General features: G+C 73.3%; 21 protein-coding genes. 5 read left to right on the top strand and 16 right to left on the bottom strand.

The window, feature by feature from the left end:
- Positions 1 to 32: 32 nt before the first annotated feature.
- Positions 33 to 281, top strand: a complete 249-nt coding sequence (locus ACGFQ9_RS21550; RefSeq protein WP_393575697.1) for an SCO4226 family nickel-binding protein — start codon at positions 33 to 35, stop codon at positions 279 to 281.
- Positions 282 to 516: 235 nt separating this feature from the next.
- The gene (locus ACGFQ9_RS21545) at positions 517 to 1944 is read left to right on the top strand and encodes a PP2C family protein-serine/threonine phosphatase (protein WP_393575696.1); all 1428 of its coding nucleotides are present in this window, start codon (positions 517 to 519) and stop codon (positions 1942 to 1944) included.
- Positions 1945 to 2239: 295 nt separating this feature from the next.
- Here the strand turns inward: ACGFQ9_RS21545 and ACGFQ9_RS21540 are convergent, their stop codons facing one another.
- Positions 2240 to 3733: a hypothetical protein gene (locus ACGFQ9_RS21540; protein WP_393575695.1), complete on the bottom strand. Its 1494-nt coding sequence runs from the start codon at positions 3731 to 3733 to the stop codon at positions 2240 to 2242.
- A gap of 230 nt (positions 3734 to 3963) precedes the next feature.
- Here ACGFQ9_RS21540 and ACGFQ9_RS21535 point away from each other — a divergent pair, with 230 nt between their 5' ends.
- A complete protein-coding gene (locus ACGFQ9_RS21535) occupies positions 3964 to 5088 on the top strand; it encodes an aminoglycoside phosphotransferase family protein (RefSeq protein ID WP_393575694.1) in 1125 nt (374 codons plus the stop codon).
- Positions 5089 to 5155: 67 nt separating this feature from the next.
- Here ACGFQ9_RS21535 and ACGFQ9_RS21530 read toward each other — a convergent pair whose 3' ends face one another.
- Together ACGFQ9_RS21530 and ACGFQ9_RS21525 are read right to left on the bottom strand one after the other, a co-directional pair.
- Complete coding sequence (locus tag ACGFQ9_RS21530; protein ID WP_393575995.1) at positions 5156 to 5887, bottom strand: flavodoxin family protein; 732 nt, start codon at positions 5885 to 5887, stop codon at positions 5156 to 5158.
- A gap of 82 nt (positions 5888 to 5969) precedes the next feature.
- Positions 5970 to 6629: an ankyrin repeat domain-containing protein gene (locus tag ACGFQ9_RS21525; RefSeq protein ID WP_393575693.1), complete on the bottom strand. Its 660-nt coding sequence runs from the start codon at positions 6627 to 6629 to the stop codon at positions 5970 to 5972.
- A gap of 121 nt (positions 6630 to 6750) precedes the next feature.
- Here ACGFQ9_RS21525 and kstD point away from each other — a divergent pair, with 121 nt between their 5' ends.
- Positions 6751 to 8514, top strand: coding sequence for a 3-oxosteroid 1-dehydrogenase (kstD, locus tag ACGFQ9_RS21520; protein ID WP_393575692.1), 1764 nt, complete (start codon positions 6751 to 6753; stop codon positions 8512 to 8514).
- Between the two features lie 25 nt (positions 8515 to 8539).
- Here kstD and ACGFQ9_RS21515 read toward each other — a convergent pair whose 3' ends face one another.
- The 11 genes from ACGFQ9_RS21515 to ACGFQ9_RS21465 all read right to left on the bottom strand — a co-directional run bounded on the left by ACGFQ9_RS21515 (position 8540) and on the right by ACGFQ9_RS21465 (position 19575).
- A complete protein-coding gene (locus ACGFQ9_RS21515) occupies positions 8540 to 9040 on the bottom strand; it encodes a hypothetical protein (RefSeq protein ID WP_393575691.1) in 501 nt (166 codons plus the stop codon).
- A gap of 108 nt (positions 9041 to 9148) precedes the next feature.
- Positions 9149 to 9526, bottom strand: a complete 378-nt coding sequence (locus ACGFQ9_RS21510) for an NTP pyrophosphohydrolase (RefSeq protein ID WP_393575689.1) — start codon at positions 9524 to 9526, stop codon at positions 9149 to 9151.
- 38 nt (positions 9527 to 9564) lie between these two features.
- Positions 9565 to 10314 (bottom strand): SDR family oxidoreductase, encoded by a 750-nt coding sequence (locus ACGFQ9_RS21505; RefSeq protein ID WP_393575688.1) that lies wholly within the window; start codon positions 10312 to 10314, stop codon positions 9565 to 9567.
- A complete protein-coding gene (locus ACGFQ9_RS21500) occupies positions 10311 to 11264 on the bottom strand; it encodes a helix-turn-helix transcriptional regulator (protein ID WP_393575686.1) in 954 nt (317 codons plus the stop codon). Before ACGFQ9_RS21500 ends, ACGFQ9_RS21505 begins: the two co-directional genes overlap by 4 nt.
- 95 nt (positions 11265 to 11359) lie before the next feature.
- The gene (locus ACGFQ9_RS21495; RefSeq protein WP_393575685.1) at positions 11360 to 14230 is read right to left on the bottom strand and encodes an ATP-binding protein; all 2871 of its coding nucleotides are present in this window, start codon (positions 14228 to 14230) and stop codon (positions 11360 to 11362) included.
- Positions 14231 to 14460: 230 nt separating this feature from the next.
- Positions 14461 to 14937: a GNAT family N-acetyltransferase gene (locus tag ACGFQ9_RS21490; protein ID WP_393575683.1), complete on the bottom strand. Its 477-nt coding sequence runs from the start codon at positions 14935 to 14937 to the stop codon at positions 14461 to 14463.
- Positions 14938 to 15034: 97 nt separating this feature from the next.
- Positions 15035 to 15262, bottom strand: a complete 228-nt coding sequence (locus ACGFQ9_RS21485) for a DUF397 domain-containing protein (RefSeq protein ID WP_393575994.1) — start codon at positions 15260 to 15262, stop codon at positions 15035 to 15037.
- 203 nt (positions 15263 to 15465) lie between these two features.
- Positions 15466 to 16665 (bottom strand): thiolase domain-containing protein, encoded by a 1200-nt coding sequence (locus ACGFQ9_RS21480; protein WP_393575682.1) that lies wholly within the window; start codon positions 16663 to 16665, stop codon positions 15466 to 15468.
- Entirely contained in the window at positions 16662 to 17738 is a 1077-nt protein-coding gene (locus tag ACGFQ9_RS21475) for a thiolase domain-containing protein (protein ID WP_393575681.1), read from the bottom strand. The genes ACGFQ9_RS21480 and ACGFQ9_RS21475 overlap by 4 nt, the downstream gene beginning before the upstream one ends.
- Positions 17735 to 18700 carry a Zn-ribbon domain-containing OB-fold protein gene (locus ACGFQ9_RS21470; protein ID WP_393575680.1) on the bottom strand — a complete coding sequence of 322 codons (966 nt, stop codon included), beginning with the start codon at positions 18698 to 18700 and terminating at the stop codon, positions 17735 to 17737. Before ACGFQ9_RS21470 ends, ACGFQ9_RS21475 begins: the two co-directional genes overlap by 4 nt.
- Positions 18701 to 18774: 74 nt before the next feature.
- Positions 18775 to 19575: a crotonase/enoyl-CoA hydratase family protein gene (locus tag ACGFQ9_RS21465; protein WP_393575678.1), complete on the bottom strand. Its 801-nt coding sequence runs from the start codon at positions 19573 to 19575 to the stop codon at positions 18775 to 18777.
- A 187-nt stretch (positions 19576 to 19762) separates the two neighbouring features.
- On the opposite strand from ACGFQ9_RS21465, the gene ACGFQ9_RS21460 reads away from it, so the two are divergent.
- Entirely contained in the window at positions 19763 to 21403 is a 1641-nt protein-coding gene (locus tag ACGFQ9_RS21460; RefSeq protein WP_393575676.1) for an acyl-CoA synthetase, read from the top strand.
- 105 nt (positions 21404 to 21508) lie between these two features.
- On the opposite strand, the gene ACGFQ9_RS21455 is transcribed toward ACGFQ9_RS21460, so the two are convergent.
- Both ACGFQ9_RS21455 and ACGFQ9_RS21450 read right to left on the bottom strand, forming a co-directional pair.
- Positions 21509 to 21727: a hypothetical protein gene (locus ACGFQ9_RS21455; RefSeq protein WP_393575674.1), complete on the bottom strand. Its 219-nt coding sequence runs from the start codon at positions 21725 to 21727 to the stop codon at positions 21509 to 21511.
- Between the two features lie 77 nt (positions 21728 to 21804).
- Positions 21805 to 22662, bottom strand: coding sequence for an alpha/beta fold hydrolase (locus tag ACGFQ9_RS21450; RefSeq protein WP_393575673.1), 858 nt, complete (start codon positions 22660 to 22662; stop codon positions 21805 to 21807).
- Positions 22663 to 22670 lie beyond the last annotated feature (8 nt).

The raw sequence follows: 22670 nt of genomic DNA, 5'->3' as shown, positions 1-22670 counted from the left end.
AGAAGCAAGCACCCGCGAGGAGGAGGTGCGACATGCCCGCGTTCATGGACGTGCACACCGGCATGAAGGGCATCACGAAGGACGAGCTGATGGCCGCCCACAAGGCGGACCTGGCGATCGAAAGCGAACGGGGAGTCCACTTCAAGCAGGCCTGGGCGGACCCCGAGTCCGGCCACGTGTACTGCCTCTCCGAGGCGCCCTCGGCGGAGGCGGTGCAGGCGATCCACCGGCGGACCGGGCATCCCGCGGACGAGATCCACCCCGTTCCGCTCGTCGTCTGATCGTTTTCTGATCCCTGTTTGATCGCATCCGACCGTGCGGACGGTTCCGGGCGGGCCGAGGCCCTGGCCGGAACCGTTCGCACGGCTCAGCTCGGCCGGAAGGCCGTTGGCATATGCCACACGCAAGGACTTAACGGATGTTGCCAAACGCCTTACAGCGTGTCCCGGCCTGTGCCACAGTCGTCACGAGTCCTTCCCTCAGACTTCGCCGTGCCGCGCCTGTATCGGAGTCCCCATGCCGTCCCACCTGTTCGCGGACCGTCCCGCGCAACCGCCCCAGCACGGGTCGGTGGACGCGCTGATCAAGCAGACCCGGCGGCTGCGCGGTGATGTGGACGCGGTGCGCCGCGACACCGTCGTGGACGAACACGACGCCCAGGGCCGCTGGCAGCGCGCTCTCTGCGACCTCGCGGTCCATCAGCTCGACGATCTCGGCGAGCACCTCGGGCAGCTCAAGGAGGGCATCCCGTCCGTGGTCGCCCCCGACCACGAGGCCCTGCCCGAGCCGGCCCCGTACGAGCCGGGCACGGACCTGTCGAGGGTCGGCAGCGCCGAGTGGAACCTGCTCACCGACGAGGTCACCTGGTCGGAGGAGCTGTTCCAGATCTTCGGCCGGTCCCCCGAGGCCGGGCCGCTCTCCCTCGACGAACTGGGCTCCACCCTCTTCTCCGAGGACCAGCCCCTGCTCACCGCGATGGTGACGGCCTGTCTGGTGGACGGGCGGCCGATCGACGGGGAGTTCCGCATCGTCCGCGCCGACGGCCGGGTGCGCACACTCCACATGCGGGGCGAGCCGGCCCTCGACCCCGACGGCTGCACGGCCTCCATGTGGGCCGTGCTGCGCGACGTGAGCGAACTGCGCCGGAGCCAGCGCGCGGTGCGCGAGACCCGCGATTCGCTGCAGCGGCAGCAGGAGATCGCGCGGACCGAGCACCGGCTGGCCGTAGAACTGCAGGAAGCCGTGCTCCCCCCGTGGCGCGGCTCCCTGCGCTTCCCGCACGGAAGCACCGGGGCGCTGGACGTGGCCGCGCACTACCTGCCCTCCGCGAGCAGCGCGCTGATCGGCGGCGACTGGTACGACGCGCTGGAACTCCCCGACCGCTGCTCCCTGCTGACGGTCGGCGACCTGACCGGACACGGCGTCACCGCCACCTCCGGCATGGCCATGCTGCTCGGCGCGCTGCGCGGCATGGCGATGGCCGGCATCGCGCCAGGGCCGCTGATGGGCTGGCTCAACCAGCTGCTGGAGACCTCGGTGCAGCCCGCGCTGGGCTCCGCCGTCTGCTGCCGGTACGAGCCCGTCGGCCGGGTGCTGACCTGGGCCCAGGCCGGGCACCCGGCCCCGCTGTTGTTCCGGCACGGTTCCGGACGCTCGCTCGCCTCACCGGAGGGCATCCTGCTCGGTGCGACCTCCGGGGCGGTCTACGGGCAGGCGGAGGAGCGGCTCGAGGTGGGCGACGTCCTGGTCCTGCACACGGACGGACTGACCCCGCGCAGCATCGAGTTCAGCAAGACCGACGGAACGGAGCGGCTGCTGGCGCTGGCCCCGCTGTTCTCGGCTGCGAAGTCGGCACAGGAATGCGTGCGGCTGGTCATCGAGGAGTTCGGAGAGGGCGAACGCGAGGACGACGCCTGCGTACTCGTCGCCCGCATCGGCGCCTGACCCTCCCGACGGGGCTCACGACCGGCTGACGACCGTGTGGGCCCCTGCCGCCGTGTGGGCAGCCGCACCGCCGTGTGGGCAATCGTGCCGCAGGGCGATGGGGGTACCCCCTGCTCGAGCGAAGTCGAGAGCTTGGGGGTGGGTGGGCACACGGCACCGCAGCGCGCCTCGGCGCCATGAAACCCCGCCTCCCCGAACCCCGCTTTCCCGTACCCGCTCCCCGGATGGGCGAACCGGCTCGCACCGCGCCCCAAAGCCCCGCTGGAACCCCCGTTCCCCCACGGGAACCCCCCGCTCAGACCTCCGTCCCGCGCGCCCCCACACCCGGGCTCCCGGGAAGAGCCTGCGCGATCTCCGCCCGGAGGTCCTCGATCCGGCCGTAGCCCGCGTACTCGCCGGTCAGCCGGTACATCTCGCGCAGCCGGTCCCACGTCCGGTGCGAGGAGGTCTCGTTCATGGAGACCAGCGCCAGCCGGGCGTACCGGTCGGCCTGCTCCGGGTCGTCGGCGATGAAGCAGGCCGAGGCCAGCGAGATGTAGTCGAAGATCTGCGACCGGTTGTGCCCGGAGGCGCGCAGCCGCAGCGCCTCCTTCGCGTGCCGGGCGGCGATCGGCGCCGCCGACGCGTCGTGGTCCGCCAGGGTGCGGTACGCCAGGGCCTGCATGCCGTGCAGGTCGGCCTCGTCGAAGTGCTGCATCCACGAGGGCGGCGGCACGTCGCCCTTGTCGGACACGAAGAGGTCCTCCGCCTCGCCCAGCGTGCGCCGCATGGCCTGGCCCTTGCCCATGGCGGCCTGCGCCCACGCCTCGATGGTGTGCAGCATGGCCCGGGTCCGCGGCAGCGCCTCCTCGCCGGCCCCGGAACGGGCCAGCTTCATCAGGTCCAGGGCCTCGTTCGGCTTGCCCAGATGGACCATCTGGCGGGCGGCCCGCGACAGCGCCTCCCCGGCCCGCGGGCGGTCGCCGCCCTCGCGGGCCGCGTGCGCGGCGATGATGAAGTACTTCTGCGCGGTCGGCTCCAGGCCCACGTCATGGGACATCCAGCCTGCCAGGACCGCCAGGTTGGCCGCCACCCCCCACAGCCGGCGCTGCAGGTGGTCCGGATGGTGGTACGCCAGCATGCCGCCGACCTCGTTCAACTGGCCGACCACCGCCTTCCGCTGCAGGCCCCCGCCTCTGGACGCGTCCCAGGCCCGGAAGACCTCCACCGAGCGCTCCAGCGCCTCGATCTCCTGGGAACCGATGGGGGCCGCCTCGTAGCGGTCGGATCCCGCCTGGTCGGCGTGGTGGGAGTCGGCGAACCGGAGCGGGTCCCGGTCCCGCCGGGGTTCGGTGTGCAGCCAGTCGTACATGGCGTTGCTGAGGGCGGAGCCGCCGGTGAGCACGGCGCTCGCGCCCATCAGACCGCGTCGGTTGAGCATGAGGTCCATTCCCGTGAATTCGGTGAGGACCGCGGCCGTGCGCTCCGGCGCCCAGGGCACACCGTCGGGGTTGTCCTTCACCCCGTCCGGCTGCCGTTTGGCGGTGCGCCTCTGCCGTACGAACCCGAGGTCCTCGATGGTCACGACACGACCGAGCCGCTCGGTGAACAGGGCTGCCAGTACGGTGGGCACCGGTTCGCGCGGGGTCTCCCCCATGTCGATCCAGCGCCGCACCCGCGAGGTGTCCGTGGCCAGCTGGTGGTGGCCCATGGCGGCCGCCTGCCGGTTGACCATCCTCGCCAGCTCGCCCTTCGACCAGCCGGCCAGGCCGAACAGGTCGTTCAGACGGGTGTTTGGTCCTCTGCTCACGTCAAGCCCCCAGGTTCTCGGCTGAGTTGACAGTAACCCCGGGTCAGATGCCGAGCGACTATTCGCCAGGGTTCGCCAGGGCACGCCCGATGTTCCGCCACCCGCGCCGGGGTGTCAGGTAGGAATGCGCCTCCCCGACCCGGTCCCCTGCGGAACTCCCCAGGGTGACGAGGGGATCGGGCGGGGCGGCGTACGCAACTCGTCGGCACACGAAGGGATCCGTATCCACCATGTACGCAGCATCGTCCTCCGTGTCCGCCCCCGTCCGGCCGCACCGCACGCTCCAGGCGGGCGGCGGCCCGTACCTGGAACCCGGCCGCGCCGCCGTCCCGGCGCAGGGCGCCGTTCGGGCGCGGCGGATGCCGGGCGCCGGAGCCCAGCCGCTGAGCGGAAGAATCGACCTGTCGGGGCCGCAGGGAGCGCAACTGCGCACCGCGCTCGCCTCGGTGCAGCGGATCTGTCCGGAGTTCGCTCCGGTTCAGGTGCTCCGCCGGAGCGGACGGTCGGTCCTGCTGGTCGGCACCACCGGGCGGGCGACCGCCGTCGCGAAGGTTTTACTGGACCACTCGCCGGAATGGCGCGAGCGGTACCGGCACGAAATAAGTGCGTACCGGGCGTTCGTCCGGCACCGCCCGCCGGTGCGGGTGCCGAGGCTGATCGCGGCCGACCCGGAGAACTGCACGCTGGTGGTGGAGCGCATGGCGGGCCGGGTGGCCGCCCTGCAGCGCCACCCGATGGAGGCCCCGCCGCGGGGCGACGTACGCGCGGTCCTCGGCGCGGTGTGCCGGGTGAACCAGTGGCGCCCTCCGGGCGACCTGTTCGGCCGGCCGCTGGACTACGCCTCGCGGATCACCCGGTACCACGAGCTGGGGCTGCTGACCGACCGGGACCTGGGAGACCTGCAGAAGCTGCTGCACGGGCTGGCGGTGTCGGGGCCGCAGTGGCAGTTCAACCACGGCGACGCCCTGCTGTCGAACGTGCTGCTGTCGCCCGCCGGTCCGGTGCTGCTGGACTGGGAGCACGCCGGCTGGTACCTGCCCGGGTACGACCTGGCCACGCTGTGGGCGGTGCTGGGCGATGCGCCGGCCGCCCGGTCGAGCATCAGCCGGCTGGCCCAGTCGCAGGGCGCAGCGGCCCGGGACGCCTTCCTGGTGAACCTGATGCTGGTGCTGACCAGGGAGATCCGGATGTCGGAGATGGCCGTCCAGCGCTCGATGCTGTCGACCGCCCCGACGCAGCCACTGCCGGTGGGCGCCCTGTCCTCCGGTGAGGAACAGCGCCTGCTGCTGCGCCGGCTGCACGACGACTGCGGGATGGCCCGCAGAGCGGTGCGGGCGGCGGTCGGCACCCGCTGACCGGGGTCCACCCCACGCCCCGCCCGCCCCGCCCTGAGCCCCCGGGAGCTTTCCTCCGCCCGGGGGCTCAGCGGTGTTCGGGGTTGGGGAAGTCGTAGCGGCAGCCGGCGTCCCACTCCGAGCGCTGGTTGCCGTGGGCGGGGATGCCGCCCGCCTGCTTCAGCATCGCGGCGAGGTGCATCAGGTTCCACGACATGAAGGTCGTGTTCCGGTTGGTGAAGTCGTTCTCCGGGCCGCCGGACCCCGGGTCGAGGTAGGAGGGTCCGGGGCCGGCCTCGCCGATCCATCCGGCGTCGGCCTGCGGCGGGACCGTGTAGCCCAGGTGCTGGAGGCTGTAGAGCACGTTCATGGCGCAGTGCTTGACGCCGTCCTCGTTGCCGGTGATGAGGCACCCGCCGACCCGGCCGTAGTACGCGTACTGGCCCTGCTCGTTGAGCAGGCTCGAACAGGCGTAGAGCCGCTCGATGACCTGCTTCATCACGGAGCTGTTGTCGCCCAGCCAGATGGGGCCGCACAGCACGAGGATCTCGGCGGCCATGATCCGCGAGTACAGGACCGGCCACTCGTCGGTCTCCCAGCCGTGGTCGGTCATGTCCGGCCAGACTCCGGTGGCGATGTCGTGGTCGACGGCCCGGATGAGTTCGGTGGTGACTCCGTTCGCCTCCATGACGGCGCGGCTGCGGGCGATGAGGCCCTCGGTGTTGCTGGCCTCGGGCGAGCGCTTGAGGGTGCAGTTCACGTAGACGGCCCGCAGGCCGGGATAGCGGTACGGGTGCTCCTGGCCGTCCCGGCCCGGCATCTGATCGTCGTTCACCGCTCCAGGGTGTGCCGGGGTCCGGAGGGCCGCCACCCGTGTGGGCCGTACGCGCGGCCCCGGCCGCTCAGACGAATCCCTCGGCGATCAGCTCGGTGGCCTCGGGGGTGACGCGGTGCCGGCGTCCCGAACCGCCGGCCACCCGGCTCCAGCTCTCCACCACGAGGGCCGCGCCGTCGAGCTCCCAGGAGAAGCCCCCGTACATGCCCGGGACCGGGAAGTACATCCTCGGCCGGGTGAGTTCGGTGAGCGGACCCAGCGGCGGCATCCTCAGCCGGTGCCGTTCGGCGAGTCCGCGGCTGTCCGCGGCGATCAGGGCGTGCAGTCGGCGTTCCAGCCCGCCCTGCACGGCCGGCGGCAGGGGGTGGCGCACCACGGGGGTGAGCAGCGGCACCAGGTCGGTGTGGCCGCGGGACAGGGCGATGTCCACGGCGCGTTCGCCGGAGCCGGTGGGCAGGGTGCGCCAGGCCCCGAGGTCCACGAGCCGGCCGGTCACCTCCGGGCCGGCGCCGTGCCAGGCGGCCTGGTGCAGCGGGGAGTATCCGCTCGCGCCTCCGATCCTGGTGGAGTTGACCCGTTCCGGATCCTCGGCCAGCAGTTCGAGCACCTGCTCCCAGCGGCCGTCCCGGGCCGCATCGGCCAGGCGTCCGCGCTTGCGGACGGTGTCGTCGGCGTACACGTCGGCGGTGGTGACACCGTCCCAGTCGGTTCGTTCGTTCGTCGTCACGGCACCTTCCCTCGAACGGCGGCGGGGCGGGGCCCCGCACGCGCCTTGACTTCACATGATCCCCCGAACACTTTTCTGATTCAGCATCAGGTCCCCTCGCCCACTGCCCCTGGAGGCCGCCATGTCCTCTTCACCCGCCCGCCGTACGGTCCTGGCCGCGACCGGCGCCGGGCTGCTCGCCGCCGGCGTCCTGCCCTCCGGTACGGCCCGCGCCGCCGACGCCTCGCCGCTCGGTGCGTACGACGTCGTGGTGGTCGGCTCCGGCGCGGCCGGCATGACCGCGGCGCTGACGGCCGCCACACGCGGTCTGAGCGTGGTCGTGGTCGAGAAGGCCCCGACCTTCGGGGGTTCCGCCGCCCGGTCCGGGGCCGGGATCTGGCTGCCGAACAACTCGGTGATCCTCGCCGCCGGTGTGCCGGACACCCCGCAGAAGGCGGCCGCGTACCTGGCGGCGGTGGTCGGCGGCGAGGTGCCCGCGGACCGGCAGGCCGCGTTCCTCGGCAACGGGCCGCGGATGCTGGACTTCGTGATGGCGAACAGCCCGCTGCGGTTCCGGTTCATGGAGGGCTACAGCGACTACTACCCGGACCTGCCGGGCGGGCTGCCGAACGGCCGGTCCATCGAGCCCGACCAGCTCGACGGGAACGTCCTGGGCGCCGAACTGGCCCGGCTGAACCCGGCGTACATGCCGGTGCCCGCCGGCATGGTGGTGTTCAGCCAGGACTACAAATGGCTGACGCTGGCGGCAGTGAACGCCCGTGGCGCCGCCGTCTCCGCGGAGTGCCTCGCGCGCGGCACGAAGGCGGCGCTGTGCGGGGAGAAGCCGCTGACCATGGGCCAGGCCCTGGCGGCGGGCCTGCGGGCGGGGCTGCAGCGGGCGGGAGTCCCGGTGTGGCTGGACTGCCCGCTGGTCGACCTGGTCCAGGAGGGCGGGGCCGTCACCGGCGTGGTGGTGGAGAAGGCCGGCGTGCGGGGCGTCGTACGGGCCCGACGCGGGGTGATCGTGGGCTCGGGCGGGTTCGAGCACAACGCGGAGATGCGCGCCCGGTACCAGCAGCAGCCCATCGGAACCCAGTGGACGGTGGGCGCGAAGGAGAACACCGGGGACGGGATCCGGGCCGGGGAGCGGGCGGGCGCGGCGCTCGCGCTGATGGAGGACGCCTGGTGGGGTCCGTCGATCCCGCTGCCCGGTGAGCCGTACTTCTGTCTGGCCGAGCGGACGCTGCCGGGCGGGCTGATCGTGAACGCGCGGGGCACCCGCTTCGTCAACGAGGCGGCCCCGTACAGCGACGTGGTGCACGTGATGTACGAGAAGGACCGGGGGGCGCCCGGTTCGCACATCCCGGCGTGGCTGATCGTCGATCAGAACTACCGCAGCAAGTACCTGTTCAAGGACGTGCTGCCGACGTTCGTCTTCCCGGATTCCTGGTACGCGTCGGGCGCGGTGCGGAAGGCGTGGACCTGGGACGCGCTGGCCGGGCAGATCGGGGTGCCGGCCGCCGCCTTCCGGGCGACGTTGAACCGGTTCAACGCGCAGGCCTGGAACGGCACCGATCCGGACTTCGGGCGCGGGAACACGGCGTACGACCACTACTACACCGACCCGGGGGTGCTCCCGAACTCCTGCCTGGCCCCGCTGTGGGCGCCGCCGTTCTACGCCTTCCGGATCGTGCCGGGAGACCTCGGCACGAAGGGCGGGATCGTGACGGACGCACGCGCGCGGGCGCTGCGGCCGGACGGATCGGTGATCCGGGGGCTGTACGCGGCGGGGAACGCGAGCGCGGCGGTGATGGGCCACAGCTACGCGGGGGCGGGTTCGACGATCGGGCCCGCGATGACCTTCGGCTACGTGGCGGCGAACGACATCGCGGACTCCGCCACGTAGGTACCGCCCGGCGGTGACCCGGGGTCTAGCCCTGCTGGAAGAGCTCGGCCGGGAGCGGCTTCAGCAGCGCGTAGAGGTCGTCGGTGATCGGCCGGTCCCAGCTGGCGATGGTGACCAGCACGTTGTCGCTTCGGTCGAACTGGACACAGCTGATCCGGGACTCGGACAGCTTGATCCGGCGGACGATGAGGAGGTTGTCGCCCTGCATGACGGGGCAGTCCTCGACCCCGGTGACCTCGACGTCCTCGTCGTTCTCCAGGGCGTCGAGGAGCTGGGCGACCTCGAAGGGGACCTGCTTCTCGGCGAGCTCCCGGGCCGGCGAGCCCTCGGGCAGGTTGCCGATGATCATCGCGGGGCCGCGGCCGCCGAAGAGGTCGTAGCGGAGGAAGACACCCTGGCAGCTGCCGTCGGCGGCGGGCAGCAGCCCGGCCCCGAGATTGCCCGGCCAGTCCCCCGGATCCATGGCCAGGACGTCGAAGTCCGGGCCTGCGGGTGTGGCGGCGCGGTGGCGGCGGAGGAAGGACATGCGGCAATGGTACGTGGCCGTGTGAGTTTTTCCGGCTCGGGGGCCCGCTTCCGGCCCGGCCCCCGGGCCCGGCCCCGGGCTCGGCCCGGAGCTCGGCCCCGGGCCGGGTCAGGGGCGGAGGGCCGAAGGGCCGGTGCAGGTGGCGCCCAGGACCTCGACCCGGGCGCGCAGCTCCCGGTCGGCGGTGACCACGACGCAGCCGCGGCCGGCGTACTCGGCGGCCAGTTCGACGATGCGGTCATCGCCGCTGCCGGGGGCGCTGTCCACCCGTACGCCGGGGACGGAGGTCACCCCGCGAGCCGCTCCCTCGACCACCAGGACGATCACCGGGGTGGTCTCCGGGGCGCTGCCGGGCAGGGTTCCGGGCGGGGCGGCGGCGAGCCGGTCGCGGAGGCGTTCGGCGGCGCCGCGCCGGTCGCGCCACCAGCCGTCCGGGACGGATCCGACCACGTTGGCGCCGTCCACGATGAGTACGTTCCGCTCCACGGTCCCACTCTGCCAGGCCGCTGCCGGACTCCGGTGGATCACCCCTTGCGGAGGATCCGGTAGCCGAGTGACGGGGAAAGGCGCAGCACGGCTTGCAGCAGCTTGACCCTGCCGATGCGGATCTCCGCGGTCTCGCGGCGGATGCCCCGGATCACGGCCTCGGCCGCCTCCGCCGCGCTGATCTTCCCGTGGCCGCGGCCGCGCGTCATGTCGGTGTCGACCAGCGGCAGCACTGCGTCGATCACCCGGATGCCGGAGGAGGCGTCCTCGCACTGGTAGCGCAGGGCCCGGGTGAACGTCCGCGCGGCCGCCTTGGAGGCGCAGTAGACCGGCGCCGACGCCTTGGGGGCGAGGGCCAGGCCGGAGGTCACGTTGACGATGGCGGCGGATCCCTGGCGGTCCAGGTGCGGCAGCAGTGTGGTGCAGAGGGTGACGACGGAGTCCAGGTTCACGGCCAGCTCCCGCCGGAGGGCGGGGCGGGCGGTGCGCGGGTCGTCCCGGAAGAAGTCGGTGTGCTCCTGAACCCCGGCGTTGTTGATGACCACGGAGAGCTCGGGGTGGCGCCCGGGCAGTTCCTCGGCGAAGGCGTCGACGGCGTGCGCGTCGGCGAGGTCGAGGGTGTGGGTGGTGACGCGCCCGGTGTGCTCGGCGGCGAGGGAGGCGAGCCGGCCGGGGTCGCGGCCGACGGCCACCACGTGGGCGCCCTGCCCGACGAGTTGGTGGGTGAGTTCCCGGCCGATGCCGCGGGCGCCGCCCGTGACGAGGACGGTTCTGCCGCTGAGGTTCATGCGGTTCCCTTCATGGCGTGGGATCGGCGGGTCGTGCGGGTGAAGGCCGCCCGGTAGGCCGCCGGGGTGATGGCGGTACGCCGTTTGAAGTCGCGGGTGAAGTGCGACTGGTCGGTGTAGCCGCAGGCGAATCCGACGATGCACAGGGCGTGCCGGCTGTTCATGAGGAGGTCGGCGGCGGCCTCGGCGCGGGCGGTGGCGATCAGTCCCCGGAAGCCGCCGGCCGGGTGGAGGCGGCGCTGCAGGGTGCGGGAGGACACGCCCAGGCCCGCGGCGAGGGCGTCCAGGCTCCAGCGGCGTCCGAGGTCTCCGTCCAGGAGCCTGCGGGCGCGGGAGACCGGGTCCTGGGAGGGGCAGGTGGGGCCGCCCGGCCGGGCCGGCGGCCGGGTCTCGGCCGTCCAGGTGAACCGCCAGTGCGCGAGGTCCGCTCCGTGCGCCGGCCGGGTGAAGGCGCCGTCGGCGTAGACGCGGACCGGGGGCCGGCCGGCCGTGGCGGCTCCGGCCGTGACCGTGACCTCCTGCAGGCCGATGGCCCTGAGCAGCTCCGTGAGCGCCCCGAGGACGAGGGCGTCGGCCGCGGGTTCGGGCGGTGATCCGGGCGGGCCGGCGTGCCGGGCGCGTATCTCCCGTTCTCCGGTCCCGGCGAGTACGACCCGGTTCCGCGAGTGGGTGAACCGTTCCAGCCGGCCCCAGCGCTCGAACAGGTCGAGCGGGGTGCCGGCGTGCAGGAGTGCCGAGACGGCCGGGTCGGATCCCATCCGCGGCAGTACGCGGCCGACCCGCAGCAGGGGCAGCAGCCCGTGGCGCGCCGCGATGCCGGTGAGGTACCGGCGTTTGGCCTCGAAGGGCAGCAGGGCTCCGTTCACCGGTGGTGCCGCGGCGGTGATGCCGTCCTCGGCGAGTGCCCGCTGCACCGCCGTGACCAGCGTGGAACTCCCGTATTCGTGCATGGTCTTCTTCCCCGTCGTTCTCTGACGGGGAAGACGTTATGGCCGGCGCCCGCCGGGCGTCTTGAACGTTCACGCCACGGACGCCGGGCTCCTTCTCAGGGGCGGGCGGAGCCCGCGCCGGCGGCGGCGAGGGCTTCGGCGAGGCCGGCCCGGTCGGTGCCGAGCTTGCGGTAGACGGCCGAGAGCAGGGCGTCCGCGGGGCGCTGCGGGTGGTCGAGGATGACCAGGGGCGGCGGGGTGGTGCGGACGGCGAGCTCCGCCACCTCCCGTTCGTCCTCGGTCAGGCCCTCCTCGGCGGCGAATCTGCAGGGGAAGTCGCCGCCGAGCCGGAGCAGGGCGTTCACGGCCTGCTCCTCCAGGCCGTCGGCTCCGCATTCGCGGGCCGTGACCACGGCCCGGGTCAGCAGTTCGGTGTCGCCGAGTTCCGTGCCGAGCGCGGCGAGGGCGCAGGCCAGTTCGTAGCCGGCCGGGGAGGCGGAGAGCAGCTGGACGGACTCCGTCAGCAGCGGGATCCGGTCGGCCTCCGGAGCCACTTCGGCCGCGTACCGGAGGGCCTGTCCGATGGCGGAGGGGGCGCCGAACGCCCGGGCCCGGCGGAGGGCTTCGGCCGTCAGGTCGCGGGCCCGTGCGGGGTCGTCGGGGGCCACCGCGCGGGCCAGGTGGAGCCGCCAGGGGCACCAGGACGGGTTCTGGATGCCGCGCGGGGTCAGCCGCCGGTCCACCGCCTCGAGTTCGGCGGCGGCCGCCTTGCGGTCGCCGCGGGCGAGGAGGAGTTCGGCGTAGACGGTCTGGGAGTCGGGGAAGACCACGGCGGCCGGGAAGGGTTCTCCGTACTCGTGCTCCCGGGCGAGTTCCCAGGCGTCGCCGGTCCGCCCGCGGGCGAGCAGGATCTCGACGAGGATGGCGACGGCGTACCAGTGGACGGGGGTGCGGCGGCCCACGCGCTCGGCGAGGCAGAGGCCGGCCCTGGCCAGTTCCTCGGCCTCGGCGAGCCGGCCGCGCCGGAAGCGTATGTAGGCGTGCAGGTTGTACGCGAAGGACAGGTGGGCGCCGCGCCAGCCGCGGCGTTCGAATTCGGCGGTGCCCGCCTCGAAGAGCTCCTCGGCACGGCCGGGGCGGTCGGCGTAGAGGTGGGTGAGGGCGACGAGGACGGGGACTTCGAAGCCGCGGTCCTCCTCGGCCCAGCTGAGCCGGTCCCCGAGGGCCCGGCGGGAGTGGTGGAGGACCACGTCGACGGGTTCGCCGCGCAGGGTGGCGTCCCAGGCGCGCAGGCCGATGACGTACCGCTCGGTGAGGTCGCGGCCGGTGAGCCGGTCGGCGAGGCGGGCGAGGCGGCGGGAGCGGGCCGGGGAGTCGGGTTCGTCGGAGCGGAAGGCGTCCCACATGAACTGTTCGGAGGTCAGGCGGAGTTTGCTGCGGGAGTCCGCGGTGTGCGGGATCTCGGCGGCGAGTGCCTCGGAGGCTTCGGCGAGGCGGTCGCTGTGGGCGAGGACCTGGGCGAGCCGGATGACGATGCCCTGGCGGAGGGCGGGGTCGTCGAAGGGTTCGTCCAGGGCGGCGCGCAGGTGGTTGACGGTGTTGGCGGGTTCGGTGAGCAGGGAGGCGCAGCCGAGTTCGTAGAGCACGGCGGCGCGTTCGCCGAAGTCGGGTGGTTCGAGCAGGGCGCGGGCGAGCTGGCGGCGGGCGGCTTCGGGGGCGCCGGCCCGGAGGTTCTCGCGGGCGGCCTCGCGGAGGGTGCGGACGACCCAGGGGTCGTTCTCCGGGTGGGTTTCGAGGAGGTGGCGGGCGGCGGCGGAGGCGCCGAGCCCGGCATCGACGACGGCTGCCGCGGCCTTGCCGTGCAGGGCGGTCCGGAGGGCTTCGGGGATGGAGCGGTAGAGGGCGGTGGCGATGAGCGGGTGGACGAATTCGAGGCCCTCGTCGTCCTCTCCGGCGGCGGAGAGGATGCGGGCGGCGCGCAGCCGGGCGGTGGCGGCGGACGTCTCCGCGGTACCGAGGGCGGCGATCCGGGCGGCGATCTCGTGCGGGATGGCGGTGCCGAGTACGGCGCAGGCCCAGGCGAACCGGACGGTGGCGGGGCCGAGGCTGTGCAGCCGGGCGACGAGTCCGTCGCCCTGCTGGGCGGCGGCGAGATCGCGGAGCAGGGGTGCGCTGGATTCCACGGGGGCGATGGCGAGGGCGCGGACCTTGGCGGTGAGTTCGACGGCCTCGAAGGGGTTTCCGGCGGTGACGGTCCAGGCTTCCCGGCAGAAGACCTCGTCGGCGTGGGTGCCGACGGTCTCCCGGACCAGGGTGCGGACGGCGTCGGCGGTGAGGGGTTCGAGGGTGAGGGGGCGCTGCCCGGCTCGGCCGGGGAGGGTACGGAACGCCTCGGCGTGGGCGGGGAGTTCGTCGGGCCGGTAGGCGACGACCAGCAGCAGCGGAAGGTGTTCGGCGCGCGGGGCGAAGGCGGCGAGCCAGCCGAGCGATTCGGGGTCGGCCCAGTGGGCGTCGTCGAGGACGAGGACCATGGGGGCGCGCTGGACGGCGAGGTGGGTGAGCACCCAGTCGAGGCCGTCGCGCAGGCCCTGCGGGTCGGGCGGACCGCCTTCCTCGGGTGCGCACAGTCCGAGGGCGGGTCCGACGATGGTGTACCAGGAGCCGAGGGCGGATCGGAGTTCCTCCTCGCCGGCGCCGGCCAGGTGGGGCTGGAGGAGCTGGCGGGCGACGTGGAAGGGCTGGCTCTGTTCCTGTTCGCCGCCGCGGGCGGAGAGCACGGTGCAGTGCCGGGCGTGGGCGCGGCGTCGGAACTCGGCGAGCAGGGTGGTCTTGCCGAGGCCGGCCGGGCCGGAGAAGGCGAGCAGGGCTCCGCCTCCGTCGGCCTCGGGACCGGCGAGCCGGTCCAGGGCATCGTCGACGGTGACCAGTTCGGCCTCGCGTTCGAGCATGGTGCGCCGCATCTGCGTCCGGCGCCGGTGGTCCGTCATCGCTGGTTACCCCCCGGCCTGTTCGGAGGTTCAGCGTACGCCCGCGCACGCGCGGGTGGAGCCATCTGTCCGCGAAAGATCGGATCTTCATCGGAGCGATCGGAGGGGGTGCCTCCGATGACACGACGCGGCAGGCCCGGACATCCCCGGACCGGCCATATCGGGCGGCGGTCCGCAGGGCGGACCGAGCCCTGGGCCGAGCCCCGGGCCGGCCCAGGGCCGAGTGTTCGTCAGATCATGCCGTCACGTGGGACTTCGACCTCCAGGAGCCGGTGGGAAGAGGCGAAGCCGTGCCGGGCGTAGGCGGCCACGGCGCGTTCGGTGGAGTGCACGACCACTCGTTCGATACCGAGCTCCCGGGCCTGTTCGAGGACCGCGTCGATCAGCTCCCCGCCCACGCCCCGGTCCCGCTCCTCCGGCGTGACGTAGACACACTGCAGGTCGCCCGAAGCCCGCTCGAACGCCCGCGTGTGCGGCACCCGCCGGGTGACCGCCAGCCAGGCCATTCCGATGACGCGGCCGTCCCGGACGGCCACCGTGCACCGGTGCGTGCGCTCGTTCTCCCGCGCCCAGGCGGTGAACCGGGGAACGAACTCCTCCACCGGGGCTCCGCCCGGTCCGTACATCTCTTCCATCCAGCGCCACCGCAGCTCGGCGACGGCGGCCAGTTCTCCGGGCCCGGCGGGGCGGAACGTCATGTCGGTCATGCACGACATCCTGGCGCACCGGAGCCGCGCGGCTCCCGCGCGGGCAGGGGGCCCCGGCCGGAACCCACCGGTCCGTCCGGGAGCCCCGGTCACCGCACTAGGTGAGGTCGAACTCACCGCCGCGGGCGCCGAGGACGAACGCCCGCCACTCGTCCGGCGCGAAGATCAGCGAGGGGCTCTCGGGGCGCTCGCTGTTGCGCATGGCGATGAAGCCCTCGACGAAGGCGATCTGTACGTCGCCCGTTCCCTGGCTGCTCGACTGCCAGTCCGCCCCGGTCAGATCGAGCTCCGGCTTGCCCCAGCCGGCGAGGGGCTGCGAAGTCATGCTCTCGGCCACGTGGTGCTCCTCCCGTACCGCGTACGTCGTCCGGGGGCCAGGTTAACCACAGCGGCCGGTGCCGGACAGGCCACGGTGCGTCACTCGCGTCCCACGTGGCCGGTCCGTTCCCGCCGTCCCGAATTCCCTTTCCGTCCCGATCGGTTGGCGTTCGTCCCGCCGTACCGCGCCCGTTCCGGCCGCGGCTCCGCTCAGGAGGCCGGGGGCTCGGCACCCACCAGCCACATCGCGAAGAACTGGGCGCCGCCGCCGTACGCGTGGCCCAGCGCCCGGCGCGCCCCCGGCACCTGGTGCTCGCCGGCCTGCCCGCGGACCTGGAGGGCGGCCTCGGCGAAGCGGATCATGCCGGAGGCCCCGATGGGGTTGGTGGAGAGGACCCCGCCCGACGGATTCACCGGGAGGTCGCCGTCGAGTTCCGTCACCCCGGCCTCGGTGAGCTTCCAGCCCTCGCCCTCCTCCGCGAAGCCGAGGTTCTCCAGCCACATCGGCTCGTACCAGGAGAACGGCACGTACATCTCGACCGCGTCGATCTGCCGGCGCGGGTCGGTGATGCCCGCCTGCCGGTAGACGTCGGCGGCGCAGTCCTTGCCCGCCTGCGGGGAGACGAAGTCCTTCCCGGCGAAGAGGGTGGGCTCGCTGCGCATCGCGCCGCCGTGCAGCCAGGCCGGCGGGCGCGGGGAACGGGCCGCGCCCGCCCGGTCGGTGAGGACCATCGCGCAGGCGCCGTCCGAGGAGGGGCAGGTCTCGGAGTACCGGATCGGGTCCCACAGCATCGGGGAGGACTGGACCTTCTCCAGTGTGATGCCGCGCTCGTGCAGGTGCGCGTACGGGTTCTTCAGCGCGTTGCGGCGGTCCTTGTACGCGACGAGGGAGCCGACGCTGTCGGGGGCTCCGGTGCGCCGCATGTACGCCCGCACGTGCGGGGCGAAGAAGCCGCCCGCGCCGGCCAGCAGCGGCTGCTGGAAGGGCACGGGCAGGGAGAGTCCCCACATGGCGTTGGACTCGGACTGCTTCTCGAAGGCGAGGGTGAGGACGGTCCGGTGGACCCGCGCGGCGGCCAGGTTGGCGGCCACCAGGGCCGTGGAGCCGCCGACGGAGCCGGCCGTGTGCACGCGCAGCATCGGCTTGCCGACGGCGCCGAGGGCGTCCGCGAGGTACAGCTCGGGCATCATGACGCCCTCGAAGAAGTCCGGGGCCTTGCCGATGACGACGGCGTCGATGTCGGCCCAGGTCAGCTCGGCGTCCGCGAGGGCCCTGGTGGCGGCCTCGCGGACCAGTCCGGCGATGGACACGTCGTGGCGGGCGGCGACGTGCTTGGTCTGGCCGATGCCGACGACGGCCACCGGCTCCTTCCCCGCCGCCCGTGCCGCCGGTGCCGTGGTCTTGCTCATGACTCCCCCTCGAGGACGGCGACCAGGTTCTGCTGGAGGCACGGGCCGGACGTGGCGTGGGCGACGGCCCGGTCGGACGCGCCGCGGTGGATGCGGGCGGCGGCCTCGCCGATCCGGATCAGGCCGGCCGCCATCACGGGGTTGGCGGCCAGGGCGCCGCCCGAGGGGTTGACGGTGACCGTGTCGTCCAGCCGGAGGGCCTTGCGGAGCACCACCTCCTGCGCGGTGAACGGCGCGTGGAGTTCGGCCGTGTCGACGGGCCCGTCGAAGAGCCCGGCGTGTTCGGCGGCGGTCCGGACCGACGGCGAGTCGGTGAGGTCGCGCAGGCCGAGGGAGTGGGCCTCGATGCGGTGGTCGATGCCGGTGATCCAGGCGGGGCGACGGCACAGCCGGCGGGCGGCGTCGCCGGCCGCGAGGACCACGGCGGCGGCGCCGTCGCCGACCGGCGGGCAGTCCCCGGTGCGCAGCGGCCGGACCTGGTAGTCGCCCTGCGGAACGGTGCCGCGGAGCTGGGCGTGCGGGTTGGCCTCGGCGGCCGACCGGCTGCGGGCGCCGATGGCGGCGAGGGCGGCTTCGTCGGTCTCGCCCGCGTCGATGAGGGCCTGCGCCTGGAGCGCGGCCAGGGCAACCGAGTCGGGCCACAGCGGGGCGAGGTAGTACGGGTCGAGCTGCCGGGTGAGGACGTCGCGGAGCGGTCCGGGCGAGGACTTCCCGTACGAGTAGACGAGCGCGGTGTCGGCCTCGCCGGTCTGGAGCTTCACCCATGCCTCGTAGAGGGCCCAGGCGCCGTCCATCTCCACGTGGGACTCGGAGATGGGCGGCCAGGCGCCGACGCCGTCGAGGGTCATGGTGAAGGAGAAGGCGCGCCCGGCGAGGTAGTCGGAGGACCCGGAGCAGGTGAACCCGATCTCCCCGGCCTTCAGGCCGGTCTGCCGCAGGACCTCCTGCAGCACCGGCATGACCATCTCGACCTCGCTGAGCTCGTCGGTGCGGCGCAGGTGGTCGCTCTGCGCGAAGGCGACGACCGCGACCTCGCGCGCGTATCGGTTCCGGTTCCGGGGCGCGTCGGTCACAGCAGCTCCTTGTACGTGTCGTACTCGGCGTCGGGTTCGCCGTTGGGGCGGTAGTGGTCGGGGTAACGGCCGCCTTCGGTCCAGACGGGTTCGACGCGGAGGCCCATCCGGACCTGGTCGTAGGGGATGCCGCCGATCCGCCCGTGGAGGGCGAGGCCTGCTCCGTCCAGGGCGATGTGCGCGTAGACGTACGGCACCTCTATGTCGAGGTTCTTCGCCTTGATGTTGACGATGCAGAAGGTGGTGACCGTGCCGGCCGGGCCGACCTCCACCCGGTCGGTGGTGGCGATCCCGCAGGTGGGGCAGGCGCCGCGGGGCGGGACGTACACCTTGTGGCAGGAGGGGCAGCGCTCGCCGACGGTCCGCCGCTCGGAGAGGGCGGCGATGTACGCGGTCTGGGCGCGGCCGGGGCTGTACGTGTAGTCGAGCCGGGCGGGGGCGACGATGCCGGTGACGGGGTCGGTGAAGGTGCCGTCGTGCGGAGCGGGTTCCGCCGCGGGGGCGGGAGCGTCCCCGGGCTCGAAGCAGGCGATGTCGGTGATGGCACCGGTGCGTTCGGCGGCCCAGCGGATCCGGACCCGCATGCCGGTGCGCACGGCGTCCGGGCCGGGCGCGTCGAGGGCGTGCAGGAGGGCGGTGCCGGCGCCGTCGAGCCGTACGAGGACCCAGGCGAAGGGGGTGGCCAGGGGCTGGTTCGGGCGGGGGTGGTCGTTCCAGGCGTAGGTGGTGACGGTGCCGGTGGGGGCGATCTCGACGAGTTCGCGGAGCTCCTCGGCGGTGGTCGGGTCGTATTCGACGGGCGGGACCATCACGGTGCCGTCGGAGGTCTTCACGCCGAGCACGGTGCGTTCGCGCAGGCCGGTGAGGAAGGCGCTCTGGACGGGTCCGAGGGAGCGGGTGAAGGGGAACTCGACGACGAGCGGGGCGCGGAGCAGGTCGGGCGGGGGCGCGGCTTGCGTCATGGGGCTCTCCGAATCTGCGGGGCGTACGGCGGCGGGTGGAGTGCGGCGCGGGGTGCGGGCGTACGGCGCGGGGTTCAGGCGCGGCGGTACACCGGGGGGCGCTTCTCCGCGAAGGCGCGGGCGCCTTCCCTGGCGTCGGCCGTGTCGAAGACGGGCCAGCCGCGGGCGAGTTCGGCGGCGAGGCCGTCGGTCTCGGTCAGCTCGGCGGTCTCGTAGACCGAGGCCTTGACGGCCTCGACGGCCAGCGGACCGCAGGCGTTGATCTGCTCGGCGATCTCCAGGGCCTTGGCCAGGGCGGTGCCGTCCGGGACGACGTGACCGACCAGGCCGACGCGGGCGGCCTCCCCGGCGCTGTACGGGCGGCCGGTGAGCAGCATCTCCAGCGCGTGGGTGCGCGGGATCTGGCGCTGCAGGCGGACCGTGGAGCCGCCGATCGGGAACAGGCCGCGCCTGACCTCGAAGAGGCCGAAGGTGGCGCCCGCGCCCGCGACGCGGATGTCGGTGCCCTGGAGGATCTCGGTGCCGCCGGCCACGCAGTAGCCCTCGACCGCGGCGATCACCGGTTTGCGCGGGCGGTGGTGGCGCAGCATCGCCTTCCAGTGCAGGTCCGGGTCGGCCTTCAGGCGGTCCCGGTAGTGGTCGCCGTCCATGCCCCGGCCTGCGAGGGCCTTCAGGTCCATGCCCGCGCAGAAGTCCCCTCCGGCGCCGGTGAGCACGATCGAGCGGACCTCGTCGTCCTCGTCGGCCTCCAGCCAGCCGTCGTACAGGCCGACCAGCAGGGGAAGCGAGAGCGCGTTCTTGGCCTCGGGCCTGTTCATGGTGAGCACCAGTGTGGCGCCCTGCCGTTCCACGGTCAGGTGTTCCGTCCCACCCATTGCCGTCCTCCCGTCTCAAGACTAGAACAGGTTGCAGGAGGGGCGGGTGCAGTTCAATAGCTTTCTGACGGCCAGTCAGATCAATTTCTCCGGGCCCCTTCCCTGTTGGGGTGGGCGGCGCTCTAATGACCGCCATCGCAGGCCGAGGGCAACCGGGACAACCCAGGGCACGGGATCAGGAGGAACGGTGGAGTACAACCTGGCCGACCTGTTCGAGTCGGTGGTCGACGTGGTGCCGGACCGCGAGGCCCTCGTGTACGTGGACCACCCCGGCACCGGAGCCGAGAGCAGGCTGACGTACCGGGAACTGGACGACGCGGCCAACCGCCTCGCCCACCACCTGCTGGACAGCGGGCTGCAGGCCGGCGAGCACCTGGGGCTGCACCTGTACAACGGCGTCGAGTACCTGCAGACGGTGCTCGCCTGCCTCAAGGCGCGGCTGGTGCCGGTGAATGTGAACTACCGCTACGTGGAGGAGGAACTGGTCTACCTCTACGCCGACGCCGACCTGGCCGCGCTCGTCTTCGACGCGGAGTTCACCGGGCGGGTGGCGGCGGCGCTGCCGCAGACGACGAAGCTGCGGCATCTGGTCCGGGTGGGGGAACCGCCCGCGGACGCACCCGCCCTGGAGGTGGTGGAGTTCGCCGCGGCCGAGACGGCCGGCTCGCCGGAGCGCGGCTTCGCACCGCGCTCGGCCGACGACCTGTTCATCATCTACACGGGCGGCACCACCGGCATGCCGAAGGGCGTGATGTGGCGCCAGGAGGACCTGTTCTTCGCCGGGCTGTTCGGCGGAGCGCCGTCCGGAGAGCCCGTGAAGCGGCCGGAGGAACTGGCGGAACGGGTGGCCGCGGGCGGCGCCGGGCTGACCTTCTTCCCCGCTCCCCCGCTGATGCACGGCACGTCGACACTGACCTCGTTCGTCGCCTTCAACTACGGGCAGCGGATCGTCATCCACCGCAAGTACGCGCCCGAGGAGGTGCTGCGCACCATCGAGAAGGAGAAGGTCTCGAGCATCTCCCTGGTCGGCGACGCGATGCTGCGGCCCCTGATCGACGCCCTGCGCGGGCCGTTGCGGGGCACGGACACGTCCTCCCTGTTCAGCATCTCCTCGTCCGGGGCGATCATGTCGGACACGGTGCGCGCCGAACTCCGGGAGCTGGTGCCGAACGCCCTGCTGCTGAACAACTTCGGCTCCTCGGAGTCGGGTTCCAACGGGAAGGCGACGGAGGACTCCGGACCGGAGAAGGGCTTCCGCCTGGAGGTGAACGAACGCACGGCGGTGGTCGACCCGGTGACGCACGAGCCGGTCGCGGTCGGCGAACCCGGACGCCTGGCCCAGCGCGGCCACGTACCGCTGGGCTACTACAACGACCCGGCGAAGACCGCGGAGACCTTCTTCCAGCGGAACGGGGAGCGGTGGGTCCTGCTGGGCGACATGGCGACGGTCGACGAGGAGGGCATCGTCACGGTGCTGGGCCGCGGGTCGCAGTGCATCAACACCGGTGGGGAGAAGGTGTATCCGGAGGAGGTCGAACAGGCCCTGAAGGCACACCCGGACGTCTACGACGCGCTGGTCGCCGGGGTTCCGGACGCGAAGTGGGGCAACCACGTCGCGGCGGTGGTGCAGGTCCGCCCGGGCGCCGCGGCCCCGACCCTGGAGCAGATCCAGACCCACTGCCGCACGAAGCTCGCCGGGTACAAGATCCCCCGCCAGCTGGTCATCACCCCGGAGATCCACCGCTCCCCGAGCGGCAAGGCGGACTACCGCTGGGCCAAGGCGGTCGCCGCCGAGGCCGACCGCCCCGGCGCCGACGCCGGCCCGTAGCCACGCCCTGCCGTCCGCCGAGGGAGGACCGCACCGGCCCCAGTGCTCACGCAGCCGCCGTACCTGTTCCCCGGGCCGCCGGAACGAGGCCGAGGCAGCGGCCTTCTAGAGCTTGCCTCGGAGTTCGGCGGCCAGGTTGCGCGTGCGTTCGGCCAGTTCCTGCCGGTCCGCGGACGAGCCGGCCAGCGCTCGTACCTGCGCGTCGGTGAGCCGGTCGGGCCCGGTGTCCTCCAGCAGCCGGGAGACCTCGGCCAGCATGCCGACGAGCCGGCGCGCGTCAGAGGCACCCAGGTGGACGGAGACCGCGGGGTCGATGACGGACATCGCCGCTCCTCCCTTCGGCGGTGGTCTCCCTTCCGACGGTACGCCGGGCGCGCGGCCACCGCCCGCCGCCGGACGTTCTACTCGAGGCCTTCCGCCAGGAAGCGCTCCGCGCGGGCGGCGAACCACGCCGGGTCGTCCAGGAACGGGAAGTGGGCGGCGCCCGGCTGGACCGCGACGGCGCCCCGGGGGAAGACCGCGGCGATCTCCTCCGCGAGCACGGGCGGCGGGTTGCCGTCGAACTCCCCCGCCAGGACCAGCACCTCCGCGGTCACGGCCCGGAGCGCCTCACGGGTCGCGGGCGGGTCGAAGGCGCCCGGCCCGGAGTAGGCGGCGGCCGCCTTCTCGTTCTGCTGCCGGGCGCCCGCCTCCACGTCCGCCCGTGCGTTCTCGTCCCAGCGGCCGTAGAACACCGGCATCGCCCGGTCCCACAGCGCGTCGTCCTCGTCCTCCCCCGCGAGGATCCGCTCGTACGCCGCCACCGCCGCGTCGAAGCCGGGCACCGTGTGCTGCCGCAGCCGCGCCGCCGCCAGCCGGTGTGCGGGGGTGGCGGGAAGGCCGAGGGCCGTGGCGTTGGGCGTGACCATCAGGAGGCGCCGCAGCCGCCCGGGGTGAGCGGCGGCGTACAGCTGGGCGAGGAGGCCGCCGGCCGAGTGGGACAGCAGGTCCATGCGCTCCAGGCCGAGGTGGGCGCGGAGCGCCTCCACGTCCGCGACCTGGCGGTCCACCCGGTACGTGCCCTCGTCGGCCGGGGCGGCCGAGTCGCCGGTACCGCGCAGGTCCAGCAGGATCAGGCGCCGGGTCGCGGCAAGTCCGCCCAGGTCTCCCAGGTACTCGGCGGCCCGCATCGGCCCTCCGGGCAGGCAGATCAGGGGATCGCCCTGCCCCTCGACCCGGTAGGCGAGGCGGGTTCCGTCATGTGTGGTGAAGATCGGCATGGGGTCAT

This window comes from Streptomyces sp. NPDC048603 (genome assembly GCF_043199475.1).
GTDB lineage: Bacteria > Actinomycetota > Actinomycetes > Streptomycetales > Streptomycetaceae > Streptomyces.
The sequence above is the reverse complement of the archived record's forward strand: the minus strand, read 5'-3'. Positions and strand labels throughout refer to the sequence as shown.

Coding starts and splice junctions, on each gene's coding strand:
- ACGFQ9_RS21495 (WP_393575685.1), bottom strand. CDS start 14,230: ATGACGGACCACCGGCGCCGGACGCAGATGCGGCGCACCATGCTCGAA.
- ACGFQ9_RS21550 (WP_393575697.1), top strand. CDS start 33: ATGCCCGCGTTCATGGACGTGCACACCGGCATGAAGGGCATCACGAAG.
- ACGFQ9_RS21515 (WP_393575691.1), bottom strand. CDS start 9,040: ATGTCCTTCCTCCGCCGCCACCGCGCCGCCACACCCGCAGGCCCGGAC.
- ACGFQ9_RS21480 (WP_393575682.1), bottom strand. CDS start 16,665: ATGAGCAAGACCACGGCACCGGCGGCACGGGCGGCGGGGAAGGAGCCG.
- ACGFQ9_RS21490 (WP_393575683.1), bottom strand. CDS start 14,937: ATGACCGACATGACGTTCCGCCCCGCCGGGCCCGGAGAACTGGCCGCC.
- ACGFQ9_RS21450 (WP_393575673.1), bottom strand. CDS start 22,662: ATGCCGATCTTCACCACACATGACGGAACCCGCCTCGCCTACCGGGTC.
- ACGFQ9_RS21535 (WP_393575694.1), top strand. CDS start 3,964: ATGTACGCAGCATCGTCCTCCGTGTCCGCCCCCGTCCGGCCGCACCGC.
- ACGFQ9_RS21455 (WP_393575674.1), bottom strand. CDS start 21,727: ATGTCCGTCATCGACCCCGCGGTCTCCGTCCACCTGGGTGCCTCTGAC.
- ACGFQ9_RS21500 (WP_393575686.1), bottom strand. CDS start 11,264: ATGCACGAATACGGGAGTTCCACGCTGGTCACGGCGGTGCAGCGGGCA.
- ACGFQ9_RS21505 (WP_393575688.1), bottom strand. CDS start 10,314: ATGAACCTCAGCGGCAGAACCGTCCTCGTCACGGGCGGCGCCCGCGGC.
- ACGFQ9_RS21530 (WP_393575995.1), bottom strand. CDS start 5,887: ATGCCGGGCCGGGACGGCCAGGAGCACCCGTACCGCTATCCCGGCCTG.
- ACGFQ9_RS21545 (WP_393575696.1), top strand. CDS start 517: ATGCCGTCCCACCTGTTCGCGGACCGTCCCGCGCAACCGCCCCAGCAC.
- ACGFQ9_RS21470 (WP_393575680.1), bottom strand. CDS start 18,700: ATGACGCAAGCCGCGCCCCCGCCCGACCTGCTCCGCGCCCCGCTCGTC.
- ACGFQ9_RS21465 (WP_393575678.1), bottom strand. CDS start 19,575: ATGGGTGGGACGGAACACCTGACCGTGGAACGGCAGGGCGCCACACTG.
- kstD (WP_393575692.1), top strand. CDS start 6,751: ATGTCCTCTTCACCCGCCCGCCGTACGGTCCTGGCCGCGACCGGCGCC.
- ACGFQ9_RS21485 (WP_393575994.1), bottom strand. CDS start 15,262: ATGACTTCGCAGCCCCTCGCCGGCTGGGGCAAGCCGGAGCTCGATCTG.